Raw genomic sequence first — 24,429 nt, forward strand, 5'->3', positions numbered from 1 at the left:
AGTTGCATCCAGTTTGCCGCCGGCGCTGAAAGCTGAACACCCTCTGCCGCTAATTTTAAGACTAACCCTTGATCTTGATATCAAGCTGTTTAAGTTTTCGATATAAATGCGTGCGCTCTAAACCGGCAACTTCTGCAAGTTTACTCATGTTTCCGGCAACATTTTTGATATGGTAGCTGAAATAAAGGCGTTCGAACTCATCGCGGGCTTCACGCAAAGGCTTATCAAAGGCACTTTCCATGATTGCCGGCAGCGCATTCGGCGCTGTCGTTTCAAGCTTGGCCTGCAAATGCGCTTCCCCGAACTGGGTCAGCACACGCGTGACGTCATCCAGCGTTATTTTGTCACCCAGGCTGGTTTGTATCAGGTTGCGGATAACCGTATCCAGCTGGGCAATATCGCCCGGCCACGCTGCATTACGCAATGCATTCAAAGCGGCGACATCAAATTCGCAATAGGGTACGCCGGCAAGCTCGAATTGCAGGTTGGCAATCGCCACGGCCAGGTCAGGAATATCCTCCTTATGCTCCTCCAGTGCCGGCACCCGCAGCGAAACCGCTGACAGCAACTGCAGCAGATTGTGGTCAAACAAGCCTTCGGCCTGCTGTTTCGGAAGGTTCTCACTGGTGGCGCACACCACACGCACATTGTATTTTTCGGATTTGGTAATGAGCAGCAGCAGGCCTTTCTGCTCGGTTTTGTTTAGCTCGGAGACTTCACTGATATACAGCACGCCATCGCGCACCTGTTCAAGGATATCCAGCGGGGCTAATACCAGCTGGCCAAATTCCGTCAGGTGCAGCCACGGGGTGTTGGCCATCTGCAGGAAGCGCGCGCATAACTCGGCACCGCAGCCTTTGGAGCCGATCAGCAGCACCGGGCTTGGCCCATGATTGACGCTGGATGCGATCTTTTCGAGGCGCTCTTTCAGGGCGGTAATAATCTGGCTTTTGCCCAGATTAGCCAGGCTCATTTCAGATTTAGGCAGCTGCTCGCTGTGTTTCAGTGCATTGGCTACGGTCTTGAGCAGCTTTTGCAGCGCGATGGGCTTTTCCAGGAAATCAAATGCACCGATGCGCGTTGCCTCAACAGCTGTATCAATCGTACCGTGGCCTGACATCATGACCACCGGCATCGTCAGCAGCCCGCCGTTAGCCCACTCTTTAAGCAAAGTGATCCCGTCACAATCAGGCATCCAGATGTCCAGCAGGACGACATCCGGGCGATCGTGCAGACGCATGGCACGTGCCGCCGCCGCATTCTCCGCCAGATCAACCCGATAACCCTCATCCTGCAGAATATCCCGCAATAGCTCACGAATACCGATCTCGTCATCTACGACTAATATATGTTTTGATGCCATGTTGTATATCTATCTAGCTCTCAAGTTAAATCAAATTTTCTGCTGTTTCGATCAATAACGGAATGCTTATCGTCACAGCTGCCCCCGTTGCCGTACCATCATTAGCGCCTACATTCTCTACCCTGATACTGCCTTTGTGTTCCTCGACGATCTTTTTCACGATCGCCAGGCCCAGGCCGGTACCATGCGGCTTGCTGGTCATATACGGCTCAAAAATATGCGGCATCATATCGGCCGCAAATCCGCCGCCATTGTCCTGTATCGTCAACACCAGCATGCCATTCACATTCTCCGTAGAAACATAAATAACAGGGGATTGCTTATCCGCCAATGCATCCTGTGCATTCTGCAGCAGATTATGCAATACCTGTCGCAACATTGTGCTATCCCCTTTAATAGTGCATGCCTGCGTTGTTAAATGCTGCTCCATTTTGATTTTAGGCAGGTCGTAAAGTGACATCACTTCACGGATCAGCATATTCAAATCCAGTTTATCCAGATGCGGCGCCGGTGAACGTGCGTACTCACTGAATTCATTCACCATTTTCTTCAATGCATCCACCTGGTTCACGATCGTTTCCGTAGAGCGTTTCAGCATTTTCGCGTCATCATCTTCCAGCTTATCGTGCAGTTTGTGCGCCATGCGCTCTGCCGAGAGCTGAATCGGCGTCAGCGGATTCTTGATTTCGTGTGCCAGGCGCCTGGCCACCTCACCCCAGGCCGCATCACGCTGCGCCTGCACCATCGCGGTTGCATCATCGAACACTGCGACATAACCGCCATCCGGCAAGCGCGTACCGCGCAGTGTAATGATCTGCTTGCCCTGTGCCGTCGCTATCTCGATCTGCGTTTGCGAATCTTCTTTCTGTGCGTTTTTCTGGCTGGCATCCTGCTGGCTGTTCAATGCGATCGCCTGGAAAAAATTCGCCAGCTGTGCCTGCTTCGCAATAATCATATCCGGGGTGAAGCCGACGTAGCTCTCAAGGGAAACACCCAATATATGGACTGTCGCTTCATTAAAAGTACGCAGCTCGCCGCGTTCGTTCAATGCCAGCACACCGGATGACAGGTGTGCCAATATCGTTTCAAGATACCCACGCGCCGCCTCAACCCGCGCACGGTTCCTGTCAGCAGCTTTTCTTGCATCGCCGAGCTGCTGGGTCATACTGTTGAATGACTGTACCAATACCCCAAGCTCATCTTTACCATGCGCCGGCAGGATAATATTGTAATCCCCGCTCGCAAGCGCCCGGGTACCTTCCGCCAGCACCGTCAGGGGCGCCGACAGCCGGCGGCTTAACACAAACGCGATCGCTACCGCCGTAAACATTGCCAGCATCATGACCAGCGTCAGCGTCAGCGCAAATACTTCCCTCAAGGCAGTACGGCTATAGGATAACTGCTGATAATCCTGATAGACATCCTGCACGGCTTCAGCCGTGGTAGCGAGCGATTTCGGCACGGGCTGCAGCAATTGCAGGATACGAGTCTCACCCGCAATATCCTGTACGCTGATCGGCACCAGGACCCGCAGATACAAACCTTTTCCCGCAATCGGCTCGATATTGCCGTAAATACGCTGCCGCGCCTGCCTGAGCTGCGTTACGCTCGGCAGCTCAGGCAGGAAACTGCTTGAATCACTGCTGGACACCGACAGGATGCGGCCTTGCGGCGTCAGTAAGGTCGCATCCTGAATGCCGCTCTTTTCACGCAGATCATTGAGCAATGTGAAATGCGTGGTCGCCGGCTGAAAAGCAAGGCTGGCAGCCATGCCCTCGCCTTTTTCCTTCACATCCGCCAGCATGATATCGAGTGCCGTGCGCCCCAGGTTCAAGCCACCTTCCAGCGCCGACTCTACCTTGACGTTGAACCATGACTCGATCGAGCGCGTCAGGAAATTGACCGACACCATGTATACAATCAATCCCGGAATAATCGCCATCAGTGCAAATGATCCTAGCAGGCGCAGCGTGAAACGGCTGCCGATCACACGCTCGCGGATATTGCGATACAGGCTGAAAAGCTGATAACCGATCAGAACCAGCAGCAGCAGCGCCAATGCAATATTCAAAGAAACCAGCAGGGTGTAATACTCACCCGACGCGGCAGTATTGGCGCTGGCATTCGAAAGCAAATACAGCAGCACCGCACCTAGTAATGCACTGATATATACGATGTATTTCATTTAAATATATTCGGTGACCATTCAAAACGCTGCGAACTCATTTTCCAGTCACTTGACCCCATACCTTCCACTTGCAACGCTTTAGGCAACTTCTTGTGATCAAGGCGCATCAGCAGCACCGCTGTATACGGCTCATTTTTCTCCACATCGTTTTTTTCAAATACTTTCATATCCTGGATGATGGACAGATCTTCTATTGCCGCATCCAGGCTGGCATATGTTCGCTGCTGCTCGTTACGGATCACGATGTACTGCCGTGATAAAGCGTGATAACTCAGACTCACCTGCTGCACCGTGGTGGCCACTTCATCATCAAACCAATATTTGCGCGGTGAAAGCAGCTGGAATTCGATCAGGAAATTAAAGGTAAATCCTTTGAGAATCGCTTTTTCCATCTCGGGGCTGAAATTGATCTCGACATCGGCATTCAGCAATACCTCATCTTCGTATGTGATCAGGTTCGCACTCCTGATCTGCAGGCTATTGCCTGCTGCCTGCGCAACGTCTACGAACAGCAGCAGGCCAAGGGCAAAAAACAGGTGCTTAATTTTTTTGCAGTAGTGCATAGAAAAAGCCGTCATGCGCGGTTGAAGGAATCAGCTGACCATTCAGCTGACTGAGGTTTGCGAAAGAGTCTACAGGCAAGGGCAGCTGCTTTGCATCAGGATGCTGTAATAAGAAATTATCCACTTGTTTTTGATTTTCTTCATTAAATACAGAGCATGTCACATAAAGCAATTTACCGCCTTTTGCCAACAATTGCCATAAATTAGGCAAAATTTTAGCTTGCTGCGCAGCAAAAGAAGCCACATCAGCTTCGCGGCGCAGCCATTTGATATCGACATGCCTGCGCACAATGCCTGATGCAGTGCATGGCACATCAGCCAGAATCCTGTCGAAGGGCTTGCCGTCATACCAATCGGCAGATGAGGCGTCCGCCGCCAGCAGATCAGCATTCAATTTCAGGCGGCCAAGATTTTCCTGCACACGCTGCAGCCGCCCGGCGTCACTATCCATAGCGGTCAGGTGCACATCCGCCAGTTCCAGGATATGTCCGGTTTTACCCCCGGGCGCGCAGCACGCGTCCAGCACACGCAAACCGGGCGTAATATCAAGCAGGCTTGCAGCCAGCTGTGCACCATAATCCTGCACGGAGACAATACCGTCACTAAACCCCGGTATCTTATCCACGCCTGACGGCCTGGCCAGCACTACGGCCTGGCCTCCGATATGGCTGGCCTCGATGTCCTGGCGTTCCAACAGCTGTAAATACTCTTCGATACCAATCTTTCCGGTATTGACACGCAGCGTCATGGGCGGATGCTGATTGCCGGCAAGCAGCATGGCCTGCCAATGGTCAGGATATTGTGTCCTGAGTTTGTTGATCCACCATTGCGGATATGAATAAACCGCTACTTCAGTTTTGGCGAGGCGGGCTGCGAGTTCATCTTTTTTACGCAGGAAATTACGCAGAATGGCATTGACCAGCCCCTTTGCCCAGTGCTTGGGCGCCGGTTTCCTTAACTGACTTACTGCATGTACAGCCTGGTTCACCACAGTGAACGCATCGGCTTTATCATGCAATAACTGGTAAATTGCAACCAGCAGTAAAGTATAGATGCGGTCATCGCTTAACGGCTTCTCAAGCAGGCAGGTCAAATATGCATTGGCTTCCCCATAAAAGCGCAATGTGCCATAGCTTAAATCTGCCGCAGCGCCCCGCTGCTGCGGAGTAGCGTCCGGAAAAAGCGTCAATGCCGCCGGTAGCGCGAGTGTTAGGTTGCGGCCGGACAAAACCTGGTTGACTGCATCAGCAGCGATTTGTTGGGAAATATACAAAATAGATTCTGACCATAAACGCTAAAGCCCGATTTTACTTGATAACGGTCATAATAGGGATAAGCTGTTAAGCACCTGTCATCGCAATCATCATTACAATCGTTAAATCACATTCAATCAACAAGGAGTTTGTCATGAATAGCACGCATGTTTTAAAACGTTTAGTGTTTTCTGGGTTATTACTTGCGGCCACCGGTTCAGCACTGGCTGCTGATGTCGGCGTTTCGATCAGCGTCGGCCAGCCCGGATTCTACGGCCGCATCGACATTGGCGATTACCCCTACCCTCAGCCTCGCCTGATATACAGCAACCCGATTATCGTACATCGCCATGCTGATGTATATTACGAACCGCTTTATTTACGCGTACCGCCCGGCCATGCCAAGAACTGGAAACGTTATTGCGGCCGCTACAACGCCTGTGGCCATCCGGCCTATTTTGTCCAGGATAGCTGGTACCGCAATGAATATGCACCTATGTACCGTGAACGGCACGGCGGCTACTACGGCCGGGATAACGACCGTTATGGACGTGACCATGACCGCTATGACCGCGACCACGATCGTTACGACCGGAGAGATGACCGCCGAGACCGCAATGACGACCGCCGCGGAGACCGCGGCCACGGCAACGATAACGGAAGAGGCGATAACGGCAGACGCTAATAACGGCAGAGCTAGCAACGCCTTATGACGCAGATGGCCTCCGGGTTTCCCTGGAGGCCATCTGTTTATATCTGTATTCTGAATTAGGATATCTTGAATACTTTAACTTGAAATACTCTAATAGAGATTTGCCAACTGCATCAACTTGGCTATACGCTCCTCGGTTCTCGGGTGCGTACTGAACAGGCTGTCAAACGAACGTCCGGATAATGGATTGATAATCATCATCTGTGCAGTTTCCGGGTGAGCCTCTGCTGTTTCATTCGGGATCCGGTGTGCATAATTATGGATTTTTTCAAGCGCGCTTGCCAGTGCCTGAGGGTCACGGCAAATTTCAGCCCCGCCCCTGTCGGCTTCAAACTCGCGCGAGCGGGAAATCGCCATCTGAATCAGGGATGCCGCCAATGGTGCAAGCAGCATCACCAGGATACCGATCACAGGATTCACGTTACGCTCGCCGTTTTCATGATGTCCACCGCCAAACAGCATGCCAAACTGCGCAATAGATGCAATGGCACCGGCCACCGTTGCCGAAATGGTGGAAATCAGGGTATCCCTGTTTTTAACATGCGCCAGCTCATGCGCCATCACGCCGCGCAGCTCTCGCTCGCTCAGGATCTGCATGATGCCTAGCGTGGCAGCTACCGCCGCATTCTCGGGATTGCGCCCGGTAGCAAAAGCATTCGGCTGAGTTTCATTGATGACATAAACCTTAGGCATCGGCAGCTGCGCATTCTCTGCCAGGGATCTGACCATCTGGTAATAATTCCGGAATTGCACGTTGTCTGCCGTGATTTCTTCGGCGCCATACATTTTCAGCACCGCTTTATCGGAGAACCAGTAAGCATATACATTCATTGCAGCGGCAATGACCAAAGCGATCAGCATGCCACCCGCCCCGCCCAGGGCAGCGCCCACCAAGCCGAACAGCGCCACGATGGCGGCCATCAATATCGTTGTTTTAAACCAGTTTCCTAACATGTTTCATCCTTGCTTAAATAACGCATTTACAGCCTTTAAGATGATGTCGTGCCGTAAAAATTCAAGTGGCATTGCCTACTCGGAATCAAACACATCCCCTGCTTTCAAATGATGCCCCTGCACGAAAGCCTGCGCATCCATACGCTTGCCGCCGGGAGCCTGCAACTCCATCAGGTTCAGCACGCCTTGTCCGCACGCCACCAGTAAACCGCCCTGCACACTGATGACCTCTCCGGGTCTGGCGCTGACCGGCTTTTCCATCTTGTATTTTTCCAGGTCGCATTCAGTTGCCATCCAGATACGGCATACATCATCCCTGAGTTTGCTCTGTGCTACCGGAAACGGGTTAAATGCGCGGATCTGGCGCGATAGCTCTGCCGCACTTTTCTGCCAGTCAATCGCAGCTTCCGCTTTTTCCAGCTTATGGGCATAAGTGACCAGGCTTTCATCTTGCGGCGTGCTCGGCAACAGGCCATTCGCCTCCAGATCGCGCATAGCCTGCACCATCAAGTCCGCACCGGTTCTGGCCAGTGCATCATGCAGGCTCTGCGTCGTATCCGCCGCCCCGATCGGGATTACGCCCTTGCTGACCATAGCCCCTGCATCCAATGCGGGCACCACTTCCATAATGGTGACACCGGTTTCCACATCCCCGGCCAATATGGAACGATGGATAGGCGCTGCGCCGCGCCAGCGCGGCAGTAATGAAGCATGGATGTTATAGCATCCATGCACAGGCATATTAAGTACGCTGGTGGGAATGATCAATCCATACGCCGCTACGATCATGACATCGGCCTGGCTGGCCGCTATCTGTGCCTGCACTTCCTGCGGTTTGAGGCTGACGGGCTGGAACACGTGCAGATGATGCTGTTCCGCCAGAACCTTTACCGGGCTGGGTTTTAGTTTCATACCACGGCCAGCCGGGCGGTCAGGCTGCGTGAGCACCATGACAATTTCATGTCCGGCGGCAATCAGTGCTGCCAATGCCGGCACTGCGAATTCAGGCGTACCTGCAAAGATAATCTTCAATTTTATTCTTTCAAATTTCAGTCAGGCACTTTCATTAATACATCAGCTGCATACATACACGACTCAAGGCAGCGCAAACATGCGCGCAAATGAATAAGCAGGCAATGCTCGCAACAGATGTATTATGGAAGGGCCGCTTCAGTTACATGGGGGTTGGTCGGGAGTTACATAGGCCGATTGCGCTGCTGTTTCAGCATCTTGTTTTTAATGCGGGTCCGTTTCAGCGGCGACAGGTACTCGACAAATACCTTGCCTAGCAAGTGATCCATCTCATGCTGAATGCACACACTCAATAAACCATGGGCTTCCAGCTTGAAGGTCTCGCCTTTTTCATTCATGGCTTCAACGACGACTTTCTCCGCCCTGGTGACACTGTCGTAGATACCGGGCACAGACAGGCACCCCTCTTCGTAGACCTGTTCGCCATCTTTTTCAAGAATCCTGGGGTTAATAAAAACCTGAAGCTGGTCTTTGGTTTCACTGATGTCGATAATCAGCAGCTGTATGTGATGATTGACCTGGGTAGCAGCCAGGCCTATGCCGGGCGCCGCATACATGGTCTCTGCCATGTCGTCGATCAAGCGGCGCAACGATGCATCAACCTCTTTGACCGGCTTTGCCACAGTATGCAGCCTGGGATCGGGATAATTAAGAATATCTAGAATTGCCATAAAAACTCATTTATCTATATTAGAACCAGATTTATTAGAACCTGATTTAAAACTTCAACGTGATTAAGACATAAATTGTTTATTAATGTTCAGCTTTTTCCATAAAAGCTTGATTGCTGAATGAATTACGTGATAGATTTAACCTAATTTCGCGATTAATGTGCTGATTGCCAGGCATATAATCGCATGCTTCTTAATGCATTTAGTCTGAGGTCATCTATATTATGTTTCGCAATATTATAACGCTGCTCACGTTTTGTTGCTTAAGCTTCCACCTCAACGCGCAAGAAGTCGAACTCAAGAAAAACCATCCTGAACGGCATGTTGTTGTCAAAGGCGACACGCTGTGGGGAATTTCATCCAGATTCCTTAAAGACCCATGGCTGTGGCCTAAAGTCTGGAAGCTGAATCGTTCACAGATCAAAAATCCTCATTTAATTTACCCCGGCGACGTTGTATTCCTGGATTACAGCAGCGGCAAACCGGAATTGAAACTGCTGCGTGAAACCATCACCCTGCAGCCGGGTGCGGTTGAAGAGCCATTGCAGAAATCCGCTGTACCGACGATCCCGCTGAATGTGATCGCCCCATTCCTGAGCCAGCCGCTTGTCATTGAGAAAGATCAGTTGGCAAACTCGCCAAGAATTATTGCCGGACAGGATAACCGCGTAGTGCTGAGTACGGGTACAAAAATCTACATCAACAAAATTGAAGAAGAAGATGGCCTGAACTGGTTTGTTTACAGGCCAGGCCAGACACTGACCGACCCTGACAGCAAGGAAGACCTGGGCGTAGAAGCAACTTACCTTGGCGATGCCAGAATGACCCGTTACGGGGAACCGGCATCTGCCGTGGTGACAAAAGCCAAAGAGGAGATCTTCATTAAAGACCGCCTGGTACCTGCCGGCGATGAAGCCGTGACCAACTTCGTACCGCACGCGCCTGATGCAGACATCAGGGGCCGCATCATCAAGATTTACGGCGGCCTGGCTGAGGCCGGACCGGAAAGCATCGTTGCCATCAGCCGCGGCGCAGCCGATGGCGTGGAAATCGGCCATGTACTTGCGATCAACCGCTATGGCCGGGTCATCAAGGATCCGGAACCAAGCAAGGAATCGGCTGATGCCAAAACAAAACTCAAAGAACTGAACTTTGATGTATCAAACGATGCAGATGGGAAACCCATCGTTAACTTCGAGAAAAAAGCTGAGAAAAACGATGGCCTGGCGCTTGAACCAGGCATGATCAAACTGCCGGATGAACGCGTTGGCTTGCTGATGGTATTCCGTGTGTTCGACCGCGTTTCTTACGGCCTGGTGATGCAGGCGTCTGAACCGATCAATAATAAAGACGCCGTACAGACCCCTTGATTCCTGACAATGGCTAACCACAGTGCGGTGATTGAAGAAAAACTGCTGTGGATTAGCCTGGGCGGCATTCCAGGCATAGGCTCACAAACTTTCTGCCAATTACTCAAAGCCTTTGGCAGCCCTGAAAATATTTATGCCGCCAGCTCCAGGCAATTACGCGAAATCGTCAGCGAAAATATCGCAAACGAAATTGTACGCGGTCCTCAGCAAGACAGTCTATCACAGGCCACGCAGTGGCTATCCCAGCCAAATAATCACCTGATTACACTCGCCGATGCGGAATACCCGAGATCGCTGCTGGAAATTGCCGACCCTCCGCCCTTTTTATATGCCAAAGGCAAGCTCGCCTTACTGAACCAGCCCGCCATTGCCATTGTCGGCAGCCGTAATGCCAGCGTACAGGGTGAGAAAAACGCCGAGGCTTTTGCTTTTGACCTATGTGCCTATGGCTTGTGCATCGTGAGCGGGCTGGCGCTTGGTATTGACGGCGCGGCGCATCGCGGCGCGTTGCGGGCAAAAGGCTCAACCATTGCCGTAGTGGGCACCGGCCTGGATATTGTCTACCCGGCTAAACACCGCGAACTGGCTCACCAGATCGCAGAACATGGCCTGATCATTTCTGAATTCGACCTCGGCATGCCATCCAGGCCACAGAACTTCCCTAAACGGAACCGCCTTATCAGCGGCCTGAGCCTGGGCTGCCTGGTGGTTGAAGCCAATCTGCAAAGCGGCTCTCAGATAACGGCCAGGCTTGCCTCCGAACAAGGCCGCGAAGTTTTTGCCATTCCCGGCTCCATACATTCGCCCATGTCAAAAGGCTGCCACCAATTGATCAAGCAAGGCGCCAAACTCGTAGACTGCCTGCAGGATATTACCGAAGAACTGAACTTGAGCCGCAACATGCCATCTGAATTAATATCAGGCGATGCTGCTGACCCAGCCCATTCGATTAAGAATGCAGCAGGCAATGCAATCCTGGAGGCGATGGGTTATGACCCGATCACATTGGATAACCTGGTGACACTAAGTGGCTTGACGGTGAGCGATGTTTCATCCATGCTAATGTTACTAGAGCTTGAAGGCAAAGTTACCAGCCTGACAGGAGGTCAATACCAGAAAATTATGTAGTTTTTAATTCCTGAAGTTTGCATAAACCATCTCACTTAATGAAACACTGATTAATTGAGCAAGCGGGATGAAGTGCAATTCGCATGCATAGCCATTTAATCAGCGTTTTCTGAAAGTTAATAATAATTTAAAGGAAAACATCATGTTTGAAGTACTGGTTTATATGTTCGAAAACTACATTGATACTCAGTTCAGACCTGACGATAACACGCTTTCTAGGGAGTTATCCGCCGCAGGATTTGACGAAGAAGACATCAACGGCGCATTTCACTGGTTTAACCAGCTGGAGTCTTCCGCTAAGAAACCTGAATTATTCACGCATGCGCAGCATGCCAACACCCGCATCTTTACCGAGCCGGAACTTAAAAAGATTTCCGGTGAAAGCATCGGTTTCATACTATTCCTGGTGAATGCCGACATACTCAATTCAGCGCAGCGTGAACTGGTGATAGAACTTGCCATGAGCCTGCCACAGCCTGAGATCAGTGTCGAAGAGATGCGCTGGATAGTGCTGATGACAACCTGGGGCGCCAGCAAAACCGGCCCGGACAAAACCAAAGAATACCTGTTCATTGAAGATGTGCTGCTGAATAAAGAAAAACCGACCTTGCACTAAGTGCAGGCCGGTCTTTTCAGCACCAGAACCTATTGGCACGCAAACCAACAGGACCGGAATTAATCAGCCGCTGCCGAGATGTTATTGATAATCGTCGCAATGGTTGCGGACTGGTTGAGCGTGTAAAAATGCAGGCTGGGCGCACCCCCGGCCAGAAGCATTTCACATAACTCACTCACTACATCCACGCCTAAAGCACGCAGCGACGCCATATCGTCACCATATTCCTCAAGGCGCATTTTCAGCCAGCGTGGGATTTCCGCACCGCAGATGCTTGAAAAACGCGCCAGTTGCGTGATGTTATAAATTGGCATCACACCCGGCACAACAGGTATCGTGATGCCGATTTCGTCACACTGATCCACAAACCTGAAATAGGCATCCGCATTATAGAAATACTGGGTAATCGCTGAATTTGCACCGGCATCCATTTTGCGCTTCAGGTTAAGCAGGTCAGCCGCCGGCGTTTTAGCCTCCGGGTGGAATTCCGGATAGGCAGCGACTTCGATGTGAAAATAATCACCGGTTTCCGCACGTATAAATTCCACCAGTTCCGAAGCGTAGCGGAAATCGCCAGCGCTCACCTCACCGGATGGCACATCCCCGCGCAGCGTCACCAGGCGCTTGATGCCATGGGCCTGATAAGCCTGCAGCAAGTCACGGATCTCAGCCTTGCTGGAGGAAATGCAGGAGATATGCGGCGCAGCCTGGTAGCCTTCACGCTGGATCTCCAGCACGGTTTCCATAGTGCGGTCACGCGTGGAACCACCTGCACCGAATGTTACAGAGAAAAACTCAGGATCGAACTTTGCGAGCTCTTTGCGTGTTTCGCGCAGCTTTTCTATGCCCTCAGCCGTTTTTGGCGGAAAAAACTCAAAACTGACCTCAAACTCTTGATTAGGGGTTTTCATATTTGGTTCATCTCATTTATTTTAATAAGCACTGATTAAATAGCCGGGCGAGATCAAGGTGTAGCGGCAGCAAACATTCATCGACGGCTCATTTGTCATCTATCAGCAAGGCTGACAATAACCAGGTAAATACACTGTACAGCAAGGCGCCGATGATTCCGGCCATCAGGGTTTTAACCTCGAACCCTTCCAGCCAGGCGCCCACAGCGTAAAACAATACGCCATTAATCACCAGGATAAACAAACCCAGTGTCAGCACTGTGATCGGCAGCGTCAGCAGCACCAGAACCGGCCTGACCAGCATATTGACCAAACCGATCACCAGGGCCGCAATCAGGGCTGCCGCAAAGCCAGCCACATGAATATCCGGTACGAAATATGCCACTGCAAATAACGCAAGCGCGTTTAACAGCCAAACAAGTAACAGCTTCATGTGGTGACTCCTTTTTAACTGCTTGCCAACAACTTAATCCATCACGGCCAGATTAATAGCGATAGGTATCCGGCTTGAATGGGCCTTGCTTCTGCACACCGATGTATGCTGCCTGCTCATCGGTCAATGTAGTGAGCTGCGCATTCAGTTTTTTCAACTGTAACACAGCCACTTTCTCATCCAGGTGTTTCGGCAATGTATATACGCCTACCGGGTATTTATCCGTTTGCGTGAACAGCTCGATCTGCGCAATGGTCTGATTGGCGAACGATGAACTCATCACGTAACTTGGGTGGCCTGTACCGCAGCCCAGATTCACCAAACGCCCCTTTGCCAGCAGGATGATTTTTTTGCCATCAGGGAAAATCACATGGTCAACCTGCGGTTTGATTTCATCCCACTCGTATTTCTCAAGTGACGCCACGTCGATTTCATTATCAAAATGGCCGATGTTGCATACAATGGCCTGGTCTTTCATTTTAGCCATATGGTCATGCGTGATAACGTGGTAGTTGCCGGTTGCCGTCACGAAAATGTCGCCGTGTTCGGCCGCATACTCCATGGTGACTACGCGGTAGCCTTCCATTGCCGCCTGCAATGCGCAAATCGGGTCAATCTCAGTCACCCATACCTGTGCGGAAAGTGCGCGCAGCGCCTGGGCAGAGCCTTTACCCACGTCACCATAACCAGCCACTACTGCAATCTTACCTGCCACCATCACATCCGTTGCACGCTTGATCGCATCCACTAATGATTCACGGCAGCCATATAAATTATCGAACTTGGACTTGGTCACCGAGTCATTGACGTTAATGGCAGGGAAAGCCAACTTGCCTTCTTTGTGCATCTGGTACAGACGATGCACGCCGGTCGTGGTTTCTTCAGTGACGCCTTTGATTTGCGCGAGGCGTGTTGAGTACCATGCCGGGTCCTGCTGCAATTTTGCCTTGATCGCTGCGAACAGGCAGGTTTCTTCTTCTGAAGTCGGGTTGGCAATGACGGATAAATCTTTTTCTGCACGTGTACCCAGGTGCAGCAGCAAGGTTGCATCGCCGCCGTCATCCAGAATCATGTTGCTGAACACCGGTTTACCATCTTGGCCATCAGCCCATTCAAAAATACGGTGTGTGTAGTCCCAGTATTCAGTCAAGGTTTCGCCCTTGATCGCAAACACCGGCGTTCCGCCGGCAGCAATCGCGGCAGCTGCATGGTCCTGCGTCGAGTAGATGTTGCATGACGCCCAGCGTACTTCAGCGCCTAAATCCTTCAGCGTTTCAATCAGCACGGCGGTCTGGATTGTCATATGCAGGCTGCCGGTGATACGGGCGCCTTTAAGCGGTTGCGCTTTTGCATATTCCTGACGGATTGCCATTAAGCCTGGCATCTCGGTTTCGGCAATGGCGATTTCCTTGCGGCCAAAAGCTGCCAGGTTAATGTCAGCCACAATGTAATCTTTGCCTGTATTGTTAGTATCAGCAGTCACAGTATTCATGTTGATTTCCTTGAATTGTGTGACCGGGGGGAAATGGGGGAACTGCCTGACTAAACTTATCTCACCCGTATCCCGTGCCCGGCACGGTTAATATTGGTGAGCGTCGTTTAAAACATTTTCTGAGCCTAGGAGACTGCACAAAACACAGCTCTCGCAACGCTCCTCAGAAGTGGAGGTGGATTATACGCGATATTGTTTCAACCACCAACACCGCAACAGAATGAATATAAAAGGGTTTTTAACCCCTGAATATCCATTCCGGTTTTACATTTCTTACAAGCCTGCAGCTGCCCGTAACGCAGCGGCTTTGTCTGTAGCTTCCCAGCTGAACTCTGGCTCATCACGGCCAAAGTGGCCATAAGCAGCCGTTTTACTGTAAATCGGGCGCAGCAGATCAAGCATTTTCACGATGCCTTTCGGGCGCAAGTCAAAATGTTCTTTTACCAATTGCGTCAGCACTTCGTTCGATACCTTGCCGGTGCCGTAGGTTTCCACCATGACAGAAGTCGGCTGTGCCACGCCAATCGCATAACTGACCTGTACCAGGCAGCGTGTTGCCAGACCTGCCGCCACGATGTTTTTAGCGACATAACGGCCTGCATAGGCTGCGCTGCGGTCCACTTTTGACGGATCTTTGCCTGAAAATGCACCGCCGCCATGCGGCGCTGCTCCGCCATAGGTATCTACAATGATTTTACGGCCGGTTAAGCCGCAGTCACCTTGCGGGCCGCCAATGACAAAACGGCCGGTCGGGTTCACCAGGAACTTAATATCGCCTTTGATCAGTTCACCTGGCAATACCGGTTTGATGATTTCTTCAATCGTGGCTTCACGCACCTGCTCCAGAGTCATCTCCGGTGCGTGCTGTGTAGAAACGACCACAGTATCGATTTTATAAGGTTTGCCATCAACGTACTGCACGGTGACTTGTGATTTCGCATCCGGGCGCAGCCATGGCAAGCGGCCATCTTTGCGCAACTGTGCCTGGCGCTCCATCAAACGGTGGCTTAACCATATTGGCAAAGGCATTAACTGCGGTGTTTCATCGACCGCATAACCGAACATCAAGCCCTGGTCACCGGCTCCCTGATCGAGTGGATCGTCATGTGCGCCATCAACACCCTGGGCAATATCCGGGGATTGCTTGTCATACGCCACCAGAACCGCGCAGCCTTTGTAATCAATGCCGTAATCCGTATTGTCATAGCCGATGCGCTTGATCGCATCGCGTGCCACCTTAATGTAGTCGACATTAGCCGTTGTAGTAATCTCGCCAGCCAATACGATCAAGCCGGTATTGGCCAAGGTTTCTGCCGCCACACGGGCAGTCGGGTCTTGGGTTAAAATGGCATCCAGAATGCTATCGGACACTTGGTCGGCTAATTTGTCCGGATGTCCTTCAGAAACAGATTCCGATGTAAAAAGATATTCGCTCATTGATCGCCTTGGAATAAAAAATTAAGAAAATACTTACTAAAGGCTGAAGCAAGTATTGAAGAAAATGAATTGTACACGAATTGAAACCCGCGCCAGAAATTTAAGTTGTTAAAATCCAATGATGTACGCTAAATACAGTGAGATTGCGTGCGCATTTAAAATATAGCCGCAGCGTAGTCATGCAGCCCAGGAATATATTGATACAGGAATGTATTTATAGAAGTGCCCTTCGATTTCTCTTACAATAAGAAAATGACACAGACCATTCAATTTACCAAGATGCAAGGCGCCGGCAATGATTTCATTGTCATTGATGGCATCAGCCAGGCTATCCGGCTTTCACCTGACCAGATCAAAGCACTGGCTCACCGCCAGTTCGGCATCGGTTTCGACCAGCTGCTGCTGGTTGAAAGCTCCGAAGTTGCCGATTTCAAATACCGTATTTTCAATGCAGATGGCAGTGAAGTTGCGCAATGCGGCAATGGCGCACGCTGCTTTGTGCGCTTCGTATCCGACCAGCATTTAACAGACAAACGCGAGATCAGCGTTGAAACTGCGAGCGGCATCATTACGCCAAAACTGGAGAATAACGGCTTGGTCACGGTCAACATGGGCGCCCCCAGGCTGGCACCACAGGAGATCCCTTTCGTTGCCGACGCCATCGCCACCACCTATCAACTGGATGTTAACCAGCAGCAGATAGAGATTTCTGCGATTTCCATGGGCAACCCGCATGCCGTCCAGGTGGTGGATGACGTTGAAACAGCCCCGGTAACTGCACTGGGCAGCCAGATTGAAGTACATCCACGTTTTCCGGAACGGGTGAATGCAGGATTCATGCAGATCATGGATGCGCACCATATCAAACTCAGGGTATTCGAGCGCGGCAGCGGCGAAACCCTGGCCTGCGGCACCGGCGCCTGTGCCGCAGTTGTTGCCGGCATACAGCGCGGATTGCTGCAATCACCAGTACGCGTGAGCGCTCGCGGCGGCGAGCTGCACATCGCATGGCAAGGCGGCAATACTCCGGTGATGATGACTGGCCCGGCAGTGAAGGTATTTACAGGTGAAGTAGACCTGGCGCCGTAAAATTAGAACCTTGAACCTGGCTTGCAAGCCAGGCCGTTTAATCAAAGCATACCCCTACCAATTAAGGCATTTCGAACATGACCACAACCCACGAAGAGAGCCCGGCGGCTCATGATGAAATTTCTGCCGAGCAGGTGGCAGCCTACCTGCGCAGCCATCCGAAATTTTTCGAGCAGCATACAGGCTTGCTGACTGAGATCACCTTGCCAAGCCCACACGGCAGTGGCGTCATTTCTCTCGGTGAACGCCAGCAGCTTGCACAGCGCGACAAGATCCGTGTGCTTGAATCATTGATGGACCAGATGATCGTGAATGCCGAAGATAACGAAGCAACCAGCCTGAAAGTCCACAATTTCTGCCTGAAGCTGCTTGAACAGCAAAGCTTCAGCGCATTAAAACTGTCAATCGGTGAAACGCTGCGCTCAGACTTTAATGTCACCGAGTCGCTGATCCGTATCTGGGTAAAACCCAGCAACAGCGCAATTGCCAATGATGCAGTGTTTACGCACGTCAGCGATGAGTTCAATGACTGGATTATTTCACTCCAGAAGCCGCACTGCGGCGGCAGGCCACAAGCTGCAGGCAACCTGCTGGATAACAGCCTGCAGTCATTTGCCTTTATCCCGCTCTATAAGAATGCGGCCGACCCGCATGCGTTCGGGGTTCTGGTGCTGGGTGCTGAAGACCCGCAGCGCTTCAAGGCGGACATGGGAACACTCTATATCGAGCGCATCGGCGAATTGATTGCGGCTGCGCTGCTGAATCACTTATTCACATTGAATTTCTAGGGTATGAATTTCCAGCCTTTATGAACCAATCAGCCGACCTTCAAGCATCCACTGCCACGGGAGTGTGCATTGCGTTATCTGGACGATTACATTCAGCACCTTACTTTTGAACGCGGCCTGAGCGCCCTCACCTGCAAAAACTATACGCGGGATGTTGAGCTGTTTGCATCGCTGATTGAGGACGCTGATCTAAACTCCGTCAACACACAGCAAGTAAGACGCATGATCGCAATCCTGCACAGCCGCGGCTTGAGCAGCGCAAGCATCGCGCGAGCCCTTTCTGCCTGGCGCGGTTTTTATGACTATTTGATCCAGCATCAAGGGTTCACGCAAAACCCGGTCAACGGGTTGCGCGCACCCAAGGCCGCCAAGACTTTGCCGCAGGCGCTGTCTGTAGAGCAAGCCGTCAAGCTGGTAGATATTCAGGGAGACGGCATACTCGATGTACGCGACCATGCCATTCTGGAGCTGTTCTATTCATCCGGCCTGCGCCTGGCTGAGCTGGTTAACCTGGACATCGGCATGCTGGATTTTTCCGAAGGCACCGTCACCGTCACGGGCAAAGGCAATAAAACCCGCATCGTACCGCTGGGGAGCCATGCAGCGAGTGCATTACAAACCTGGCTGCAGCAACGTGCCGGCATCAACACTGACGATAAAGACCAGAACGCCGTTTTTGTGACGCGGCAAGGCCGCAGGATTACAGCGCGTGCCGTTCAATACCGCGTGAAGTCATGGGCCATCAAACAAGGCATCAACACCGACATGCACCCCCACCTGCTGCGTCACAGCTTTGCAACGCATGTCTTGCAGTCAAGCCAGGACCTGCGTGCAGTGCAGGAGATGCTGGGACATGCCAACATCAGTACTACCCAGGTTTATACGCATCTGGATTTTCACCATCTGGCAAAAATTTATGATGCAGCACACCCAAGAGCCAAGAAAAAATGACCATCTGGATTTTGGCTACCGCCGCAGCTTGCGCTGCTTAACCTGAAGGTTAGCGTTCGCCGCAACTCGCAAGCTCGTTGTCACCATCTGGCAAAAATTTATGACGCAACACACCCAAGAGCCAAGAAAAAATAGCTTGATTTGCAATAATACCCGACTAAAATACACTGTTATAATGACAGATTAACCACAACCATCTTTTCACGAATTTAAAAGGATTATCATGGAACACCAATTACCTGCATTACCTTATGCAAAAAATGCATTAGCTCCACATATTTCTGAAGAAACTTTCGAATACCACTACGGTAAACATCACCAGACTTACGTTACCAACCTGAACAACCTGATCAAAGGTACCGAGTTCGAAAATGCAGGCCTGGAAGAAATCATCAAGAAATCTGCCGGTGGCATTTACAACAACTCAGCCCAGGTCTGGAACCACACTTTCTTCTGGAACAGCATGAAACCAAACGGTGGCGGCGCTCCTGCCGGCGCATTGGCTGATGCCATTAACGCTAAATGGGGTTCATTCGATGAATTCAAAAAAGCTTTCCAGGCTTCAGCGGTCGGCAACTTCGGCTCAGGCTGGACATGGCTGGTTAAAAAAGCTGACGGTTCAGTAGATATCGTCAACATGGGCCCGGCTGGCACACCACTGACAACCGGCGACAAAGCGCTGTTGACGATCGACGTATGGGAACACGCTTACTACATCGATTACCGCAATGCACGCGCCAAATTTGTTGAAGTATTCCTGGCTTCTTTAGCTAACTGGGATTTTGCATCAGCAAATTTTGCTTAATAAGCAAGCCATGTATTAGGCGATAATAAATACGTAACTTACAAAAGCCCTGGATTCCTGATCCGGGGCTTTTTCTTTGCGTGTATTTGCATATGCAAACTGCGTTACGAGGGCGGTAACAGCGCATCCCTTGCGTAGATGCCGACAGTACCGTCAAGGTATGGCTGGACAAAGTCTGCATGGCCATGACCCAATTGCACTTTGTCACCCGGCCTGACATAGAAAATGATGCGTCCACCGGGATGTGCATCGAACCATGCTGCAAATTGATCAGCGCGCGTCACTTCCACCGCCTGTCGCAGACGTCCGGCAAACTGGTATTGACCATGATATTTGCCATCATTTGCCAGCGGCACTCCGGCATCCTGCAAGGCCTTGATTTTTGCACTGATAGGACGAATGTCGTACGCAAGCCCCGCAGTATGGATTACGGAAAAATGCAGGATCAATACCATAGCCATGCCCACCGACGCCGACAGCCAGACCTCCCGCTCCATGCCCCCGGATTTCCACATCAGGGAAACGCCGCCGCACAGCAGCAGCGCCACACCGCTCCAGGCGGGAATATGCAGCACCCACTCAGCCATCTTTGCAGAATTGTACCAATGCGGCACAAGCAGCAGCGCAAGGCCTGTCAGCATCACTGAAACGGCAACCCCTGCCCTTGCCGCACGGCCTGGTACAGTTTCCAGCTTGCCAAGCCCGTACGCGGCCAGCAAAGCGAATGCCGGAAAAATTGGCAGCAAATAATGCACCTGCTTGCCGCTGATGAAAGAAAATGCAATAAACACCGGGATTGCCCAAGCCAGGCAAAAGCGCACGCCGGTATCATCATAATGATTCCGCAACCTGCCCATTGCGCCCCAGATACCGCCCCACAACAGCCACGGGAACAGCAATATGGGCAGCAATAGGGTATACCACCAGAACGGGCGCTGATGCGCGAATGAATTCACCATGCGATCTGCAGTCTGCCCCCAGAATATTGCATGCTGATAAGCCTCACCGCCGCGCAATCCGGCAGGAATCGCCCACAGCAAGGCAATCGCCGCCCCCATGACGACTGCCCCCAGCATGCTCACGTACCAGCGGCGCCAATCCATATCCGGCCGCCTGCCCCACCACGGTGCAAGTACAGCCACCGGCAGAATCTGCAGCAGTATGGTCGGCCCTTTCGCAAGCAAGCCCAAGCCAATGGCGGCACCAACCAGCAGCCAGCCCAGCGGGCCAGGACGCTGCCAGGCCAGCAGCAGGCTCGCCATGCCTAAAAGCGTAAAAAATGCCACCATCATGTCGAACATGGTTGCCGTGGAATACATCATCCAGAGCAGGCTGCCGAATAGAATCACAGCTGCCATCCGGGCGACCATATGGCTAGCAGGCCAAAGCAGCCTGGCGACATATGAGGTCATGAAAACCGACATCAGGCTGAAAAAAAATGGTATCAGGCGCGGCCACCAGTCATTGACGCCAAAGATAGCCCAGCCCATATTCATGAACCAGAACAACAGCGGCGGCTTATCGCTGTAAGGGTGGTCATTCAGGAAAGGCACCAGGAAATCACCGCGCAGCCACATATTCCAGGCCACTGTGACGTAGCGCGTTTCATCAATAGGGATAAAATAGCGGCTGGACAGAGAAACGGCGATCAATGCAAGCCATATGAATAATATGCCAAGTGTATGACGTGAATTTATATTCATTTATACCGCTTTAACTTAAGTTATTGATAAGCATGTTACGCGCCGCCATGCATTCACCATGACCTGGATTTAATATTTTTAAGGTTATAGCATTGGCAATGCATTCTAGCAGCGTATTGTGAAAGCTATTCTACAATCAAATCCACGTGCCGATAAATCTTTAATCTACCCAGACCAAAATAGAGTTAATTTGCGGAAAAACAGCCAGGCATGACGATGCCGCTGCCTAAATAAAGGCAGGCGGCATGCTGCAGAAATCAACCTGTCGTCGTTAAATGTTCCGACTAGCGAGCATTGAAAATTTAAGGGCTGAGAACTTTAAGTAGCGGGTTAATGACCAGGACTTATTTCTTTTTCGTATTGATCTGGTTGCCTATGACGCCACCAACCGCTGCGCCGCCCACGGTGCCCAGGGCGCTGCCGCCTGTAAGCACTGCGCCGCCCACTGCACCGATGCCCGCACCTATGGCGGTGTTTTTATCGCGGGTAGACATATTGCTGCATGCTGTCACCCCCAGAAATACGATGGTCAGTAGTGAATACACAATGGTTTTTCTCATGGTCTTTTGCATGGCTTTCATTTCGATACCCTACTTTCTGTTTGTTGTACATGACTGCAGGAGTATTAAATCCTGCATCGCCACAAGTTAGAGGGGTATATATTCGTTTAGTTGCAGCACCAAGCCACGTCGCATCATCCTAGCCGGCCTTCGCCGTGTTGGTGCGCGCCGCATGCAGTTTTCTATAACTGTCGATCAGGCGGTGGTGCCTGTCCAGCCCTTCCAGTTTCATGCTGGTTGGCGTCAGCCCGAAGAAGCGCACGCTACCGTCGACTGAACCCATGACTGCATCCATGCGGGCATCACCGAACATGCGGCGGAAATTGACCTCGTAGTCGTCGAGTTCGAGGTCATCATCCAGCAACACCTCCAGCACCACATTCAAGGCCTGGTAAAACAATCCGCGCTCGACCGTGTTGTCGTTGTACTGCAGGAAGGCGCCCACCAGCTCATGCGCCTCGTCAAACTGCTGCAAGGCAAGATGAATGAGCAGCTTCAGTTCCAGCACTGTGAGCTGGCCCCAGGCCGTATTCTCGTCAAACTGGATGCCGATCAAGGTGGCAATGTCGCCGTAATCATCCAGCTCGTTATTCTCCAAACGCTCAAGCAGTGCTTCAAGACCCGTATCGTTCAGTTGATGCAGGTTCAAAATGTCAGTACGGAACAGCAGTGCTTTGTTGGTGTTATCCCAGACCAGGTCTTCAATCGGGTAGATTTCCGAATAGCCCGGCACCAGTATCCGGCAGGCAGTCGCGCCCAGCTGGTCATACACCGCCACGTAAGCTTCTTTGCCCATGGCTTCGAGTATGCCGAACAAGGTCGCGGCTTCTTCGGCATTGGAGTCTTCACCCTGGCCAGAGAAATCCCACTCCACAAAATCGTAATCCGCTCTGGCGCTGAAAAAGCGCCACGACACAATGCCGCTGGAATCAATGAAGTGTTCAACAAAGTTGTTGGGTTCAGTCACGGCTTCGCTGGCAAAGGTAGGCTGGGGCAAATCGTTCAGGCCTTCCAGGCTGCGCCCTTGCAGCAATTCCGTGAGGCTGCGTTCCAGCGCCACTTCCAGGCTTGGGTGTGCGCCGAATGAAGCAAACACGCCACCTGTACGTGGGTTCATCAAAGTGACACACATCACCGGATAGATTCCACCCAGCGATGCATCCTTGACCAGCACCGGAAAACCTTGCGCTTCCAAGCCCTGAATGCCGGCCACAATGCCTGGGTATTTCGCCAGCACTTCCTGCGGCACATCAGGCAGGGCGATCTCACCTTCAAGAATTTCGCGTTTGACCGCCCGTTCGAAAATCTCCGACAGGCACTGCACCTGCGCTTCATGCAACGTGTTGCCGGCACTCATGCCATTGCTGACATAGAGGTTTTCCACCAGGTTGGACGGGAAATACACGACCTCGCCATCCGACTGGCGTACAAACGGTAGCGAGCAGATGCCGCGTTCGGCATTACCAGAGTTTGTGTCTATCAGGTGCGAGCCGCGCAACTCGCCATCAGGGTTATAAACTTGCAGGCAGTACGCATCAAGAATCTCTTTCGGCAGCGCATCTTTGCGGCCGGGCTTGAACCAGCGCTCGTTCGGGTAATGCACGAATTCGGCATTCGCGATGTCTTCGCCCCAGAATGCACCGGCGTAGAAATGGTTGTTGCTCAGTCGCTCGATATACTCGCCCAGAGCCGACGCCAGCGCACTTTCCTTGCTTGCGCCTTTTCCGTTAGTGAAACACATCGGCGAATGTGCATCGCGGATATGCAGCGACCATACATTGGGGATGATATTACGCCAGGAAGCGATCTCGATCTTGATGCCCAGGCTCGCCAGCAACCCCGACATATTGGCAATGGTTTGCTCCAGGGGCAGGTCTTTGCCGGTGATATAGGTACTTGTTTCAGTAGCCGGGTTCACCGCCAGCAAGGCCTGCGCATCGGCATCCAGGTTTGCGACTTCTTCAATCACGAACTCTGGCCCGGTTTGCACCACTTTCTTGACCGTACAGCGGTCTATGGAGCGCAGGATGCCCACCCGGTCTTTATCGGAGATGTCTGCCGGCAGCTCGACCTGAATCTTGAAAATCTGCTGGTAGCGGTTCTCCGGATCAACGATATTGTTGTGCGAAAGGCGGATATTCTCGGTAGGGATGTTGCGCGTGTCGCAGTACAACTTCACGAAATAAGCCGCACACAGGGCCGATGATGCCAGAAAGTAATCAAAGGGGCCGGGAGCCGAGCCGTCGCCCTTATAGCGGATAGGCTGATCGGCAATCACCGTGAAGTCATCGAACTTGGCTTCAAGACGTAACTTGTCGAGAAAGTTGACCTTAATTTCCATGGGGAAGGATTCCAAAAATGCTGCAAAAAATGATGAGGGCGCTATTATCCCTCACCACGTCGATTCCGT

The 24,429-nt window shown here is 51.7% G+C and carries 22 protein-coding genes and 1 riboswitch; of the genes, 8 read left to right on the top strand and 14 right to left on the bottom strand.

Annotated elements, in window-relative coordinates; genetic code table 11:
- Positions 1-61: 61 nt before the first annotated feature.
- Genes GQ51_RS07285 through rsmB form a run of 4 tightly spaced genes read right to left on the bottom strand, consistent with a single transcriptional unit; the run spans position 62 to position 5,387 of the window.
- Entirely contained in the window at positions 62-1,363 is a 1,302-nt protein-coding gene (locus tag GQ51_RS07285) for a sigma-54-dependent transcriptional regulator (protein WP_047551658.1), read from the bottom strand.
- A gap of 25 nt (positions 1,364-1,388) precedes the next feature.
- On the bottom strand, positions 1,389-3,548 hold the full coding sequence (locus GQ51_RS07290) for a sensor histidine kinase (protein WP_047551660.1): 2,160 nt from the start codon (positions 3,546-3,548) through the stop codon (positions 1,389-1,391).
- Entirely contained in the window at positions 3,545-4,114 is a 570-nt protein-coding gene (locus tag GQ51_RS07295; protein ID WP_047551663.1) for a DUF4390 domain-containing protein, read from the bottom strand. Before GQ51_RS07295 ends, GQ51_RS07290 begins: the two co-directional genes overlap by 4 nt.
- A complete protein-coding gene (gene rsmB, locus GQ51_RS07300; RefSeq protein ID WP_047551666.1) occupies positions 4,092-5,387 on the bottom strand; it encodes a 16S rRNA (cytosine(967)-C(5))-methyltransferase RsmB in 1,296 nt (431 codons plus the stop codon). The genes GQ51_RS07295 and rsmB overlap by 23 nt, the downstream gene beginning before the upstream one ends.
- Before the next feature lie 134 nt (positions 5,388-5,521).
- On the opposite strand from rsmB, the gene GQ51_RS07305 reads away from it, so the two are divergent.
- Positions 5,522-6,052 carry a hypothetical protein gene (locus GQ51_RS07305; RefSeq protein WP_047551669.1) on the top strand — a complete coding sequence of 177 codons (531 nt, stop codon included), beginning with the start codon at positions 5,522-5,524 and terminating at the stop codon, positions 6,050-6,052.
- A 117-nt stretch (positions 6,053-6,169) separates the two neighbouring features.
- Here GQ51_RS07305 and htpX read toward each other — a convergent pair whose 3' ends face one another.
- From htpX to def, 3 genes are all read right to left on the bottom strand, one after another.
- Entirely contained in the window at positions 6,170-7,033 is an 864-nt protein-coding gene (gene htpX / locus GQ51_RS07310) for a zinc metalloprotease HtpX (RefSeq protein WP_047551672.1), read from the bottom strand.
- Positions 7,034-7,108: 75 nt separating this feature from the next.
- Positions 7,109-8,065 (bottom strand): methionyl-tRNA formyltransferase, encoded by a 957-nt coding sequence (fmt, locus tag GQ51_RS07315; protein WP_047551675.1) that lies wholly within the window; start codon positions 8,063-8,065, stop codon positions 7,109-7,111.
- Between the two features lie 164 nt (positions 8,066-8,229).
- Positions 8,230-8,736 carry a peptide deformylase gene (def, locus tag GQ51_RS07320; RefSeq protein ID WP_047551678.1) on the bottom strand — a complete coding sequence of 169 codons (507 nt, stop codon included), beginning with the start codon at positions 8,734-8,736 and terminating at the stop codon, positions 8,230-8,232.
- Between the two features lie 224 nt (positions 8,737-8,960).
- On the opposite strand from def, the gene GQ51_RS07325 reads away from it, so the two are divergent.
- The 3 genes from GQ51_RS07325 (at position 8,961) to GQ51_RS07335 (ending at position 11,850) form a co-directional block, all read left to right on the top strand.
- Positions 8,961-10,106: a LysM peptidoglycan-binding domain-containing protein gene (locus GQ51_RS07325; protein ID WP_047551681.1), complete on the top strand. Its 1,146-nt coding sequence runs from the start codon at positions 8,961-8,963 to the stop codon at positions 10,104-10,106.
- Between the two features lie 9 nt (positions 10,107-10,115).
- Positions 10,116-11,234 carry a DNA-processing protein DprA gene (gene dprA / locus GQ51_RS07330; RefSeq protein ID WP_047551684.1) on the top strand — a complete coding sequence of 373 codons (1,119 nt, stop codon included), beginning with the start codon at positions 10,116-10,118 and terminating at the stop codon, positions 11,232-11,234.
- A gap of 142 nt (positions 11,235-11,376) precedes the next feature.
- The gene (locus tag GQ51_RS07335) at positions 11,377-11,850 is read left to right on the top strand and encodes a DUF494 domain-containing protein (RefSeq protein WP_047551687.1); all 474 of its coding nucleotides are present in this window, start codon (positions 11,377-11,379) and stop codon (positions 11,848-11,850) included.
- Between the two features lie 59 nt (positions 11,851-11,909).
- Here the strand turns inward: GQ51_RS07335 and metF are convergent, their stop codons facing one another.
- The 4 genes from metF to metK form a co-directional block, all read right to left on the bottom strand.
- Entirely contained in the window at positions 11,910-12,761 is an 852-nt protein-coding gene (gene metF / locus GQ51_RS07340; RefSeq protein WP_047551690.1) for a methylenetetrahydrofolate reductase [NAD(P)H], read from the bottom strand.
- An 88-nt stretch (positions 12,762-12,849) separates the two neighbouring features.
- Positions 12,850-13,194 (bottom strand): phage holin family protein, encoded by a 345-nt coding sequence (locus GQ51_RS07345; protein WP_047551693.1) that lies wholly within the window; start codon positions 13,192-13,194, stop codon positions 12,850-12,852.
- A gap of 52 nt (positions 13,195-13,246) precedes the next feature.
- On the bottom strand, positions 13,247-14,686 hold the full coding sequence (gene ahcY / locus GQ51_RS07350; RefSeq protein ID WP_047551696.1) for an adenosylhomocysteinase: 1,440 nt from the start codon (positions 14,684-14,686) through the stop codon (positions 13,247-13,249).
- 91 nt (positions 14,687-14,777) lie between these two features.
- Positions 14,778-14,857, bottom strand: a riboswitch (S-adenosyl-L-homocysteine riboswitch).
- A gap of 102 nt (positions 14,858-14,959) precedes the next feature.
- Complete coding sequence (gene metK / locus GQ51_RS07355; RefSeq protein WP_047551699.1) at positions 14,960-16,123, bottom strand: methionine adenosyltransferase; 1,164 nt, start codon at positions 16,121-16,123, stop codon at positions 14,960-14,962.
- Positions 16,124-16,375: 252 nt separating this feature from the next.
- Between metK and dapF the strand changes: the two genes are divergently transcribed.
- From dapF to GQ51_RS07375, 4 genes are all read left to right on the top strand, one after another.
- A complete protein-coding gene (dapF, locus tag GQ51_RS07360; protein WP_047551702.1) occupies positions 16,376-17,212 on the top strand; it encodes a diaminopimelate epimerase in 837 nt (278 codons plus the stop codon).
- A 77-nt stretch (positions 17,213-17,289) separates the two neighbouring features.
- Positions 17,290-18,000, top strand: a complete 711-nt coding sequence (locus GQ51_RS07365) for a DUF484 family protein (protein ID WP_052177750.1) — start codon at positions 17,290-17,292, stop codon at positions 17,998-18,000.
- A 69-nt stretch (positions 18,001-18,069) separates the two neighbouring features.
- Entirely contained in the window at positions 18,070-18,951 is an 882-nt protein-coding gene (gene xerC / locus GQ51_RS07370) for a tyrosine recombinase XerC (RefSeq protein ID WP_047551705.1), read from the top strand.
- A 223-nt stretch (positions 18,952-19,174) separates the two neighbouring features.
- Entirely contained in the window at positions 19,175-19,756 is a 582-nt protein-coding gene (locus GQ51_RS07375) for a Fe-Mn family superoxide dismutase (protein ID WP_047551708.1), read from the top strand.
- Positions 19,757-19,860: 104 nt separating this feature from the next.
- On the opposite strand, the gene GQ51_RS07380 is transcribed toward GQ51_RS07375, so the two are convergent.
- The 3 genes from GQ51_RS07380 to GQ51_RS07390 all read right to left on the bottom strand — a co-directional run bounded on the left by GQ51_RS07380 (position 19,861) and on the right by GQ51_RS07390 (position 24,360).
- Positions 19,861-21,459, bottom strand: a complete 1,599-nt coding sequence (locus GQ51_RS07380; protein ID WP_047551711.1) for an ArnT family glycosyltransferase — start codon at positions 21,457-21,459, stop codon at positions 19,861-19,863.
- Positions 21,460-21,803: 344 nt separating this feature from the next.
- Positions 21,804-22,040: a glycine zipper 2TM domain-containing protein gene (locus GQ51_RS07385; protein WP_200884405.1), complete on the bottom strand. Its 237-nt coding sequence runs from the start codon at positions 22,038-22,040 to the stop codon at positions 21,804-21,806.
- 118 nt (positions 22,041-22,158) lie between these two features.
- Positions 22,159-24,360 carry an OsmC domain/YcaO domain-containing protein gene (locus tag GQ51_RS07390; protein ID WP_047551714.1) on the bottom strand — a complete coding sequence of 734 codons (2,202 nt, stop codon included), beginning with the start codon at positions 24,358-24,360 and terminating at the stop codon, positions 22,159-22,161.
- Positions 24,361-24,429: the final 69 nt, after the last annotated feature.

The organism is Methylotenera sp. G11, assembly GCF_000799735.1.
GTDB lineage: Bacteria > Pseudomonadota > Gammaproteobacteria > Burkholderiales > Methylophilaceae > Methylotenera.

Excerpts from the sequence above, each read along its gene's own strand:
- GQ51_RS07285 (WP_047551658.1), bottom strand. The coding sequence starts at position 1,363 with ATGGCATCAAAACATATATTAGTCGTAGATGACGAGATCGGTATTCGT.
- GQ51_RS07290 (WP_047551660.1), bottom strand. The coding sequence starts at position 3,548 with ATGAAATACATCGTATATATCAGTGCATTACTAGGTGCGGTGCTGCTG.
- GQ51_RS07295 (WP_047551663.1), bottom strand. The coding sequence starts at position 4,114 with ATGCACTACTGCAAAAAAATTAAGCACCTGTTTTTTGCCCTTGGCCTG.
- GQ51_RS07305 (WP_047551669.1), top strand. The coding sequence starts at position 5,522 with ATGAATAGCACGCATGTTTTAAAACGTTTAGTGTTTTCTGGGTTATTA.
- htpX (WP_047551672.1), bottom strand. The coding sequence starts at position 7,033 with ATGTTAGGAAACTGGTTTAAAACAACGATATTGATGGCCGCCATCGTG.
- def (WP_047551678.1), bottom strand. The coding sequence starts at position 8,736 with ATGGCAATTCTAGATATTCTTAATTATCCCGATCCCAGGCTGCATACT.
- GQ51_RS07325 (WP_047551681.1), top strand. The coding sequence starts at position 8,961 with ATGTTTCGCAATATTATAACGCTGCTCACGTTTTGTTGCTTAAGCTTC.
- dprA (WP_047551684.1), top strand. The coding sequence starts at position 10,116 with ATGGCTAACCACAGTGCGGTGATTGAAGAAAAACTGCTGTGGATTAGC.
- GQ51_RS07335 (WP_047551687.1), top strand. The coding sequence starts at position 11,377 with ATGTTTGAAGTACTGGTTTATATGTTCGAAAACTACATTGATACTCAG.
- metF (WP_047551690.1), bottom strand. The coding sequence starts at position 12,761 with ATGAAAACCCCTAATCAAGAGTTTGAGGTCAGTTTTGAGTTTTTTCCG.
- GQ51_RS07345 (WP_047551693.1), bottom strand. The coding sequence starts at position 13,194 with ATGAAGCTGTTACTTGTTTGGCTGTTAAACGCGCTTGCGTTATTTGCA.
- ahcY (WP_047551696.1), bottom strand. The coding sequence starts at position 14,686 with ATGAATACTGTGACTGCTGATACTAACAATACAGGCAAAGATTACATT.
- metK (WP_047551699.1), bottom strand. The coding sequence starts at position 16,123 with ATGAGCGAATATCTTTTTACATCGGAATCTGTTTCTGAAGGACATCCG.
- dapF (WP_047551702.1), top strand. The coding sequence starts at position 16,376 with ATGACACAGACCATTCAATTTACCAAGATGCAAGGCGCCGGCAATGAT.
- GQ51_RS07365 (WP_052177750.1), top strand. The coding sequence starts at position 17,290 with ATGACCACAACCCACGAAGAGAGCCCGGCGGCTCATGATGAAATTTCT.
- GQ51_RS07375 (WP_047551708.1), top strand. The coding sequence starts at position 19,175 with ATGGAACACCAATTACCTGCATTACCTTATGCAAAAAATGCATTAGCT.
- GQ51_RS07380 (WP_047551711.1), bottom strand. The coding sequence starts at position 21,459 with ATGAATATAAATTCACGTCATACACTTGGCATATTATTCATATGGCTT.
- GQ51_RS07385 (WP_200884405.1), bottom strand. The coding sequence starts at position 22,040 with ATGAAAGCCATGCAAAAGACCATGAGAAAAACCATTGTGTATTCACTA.
- GQ51_RS07390 (WP_047551714.1), bottom strand. The coding sequence starts at position 24,360 with ATGGAAATTAAGGTCAACTTTCTCGACAAGTTACGTCTTGAAGCCAAG.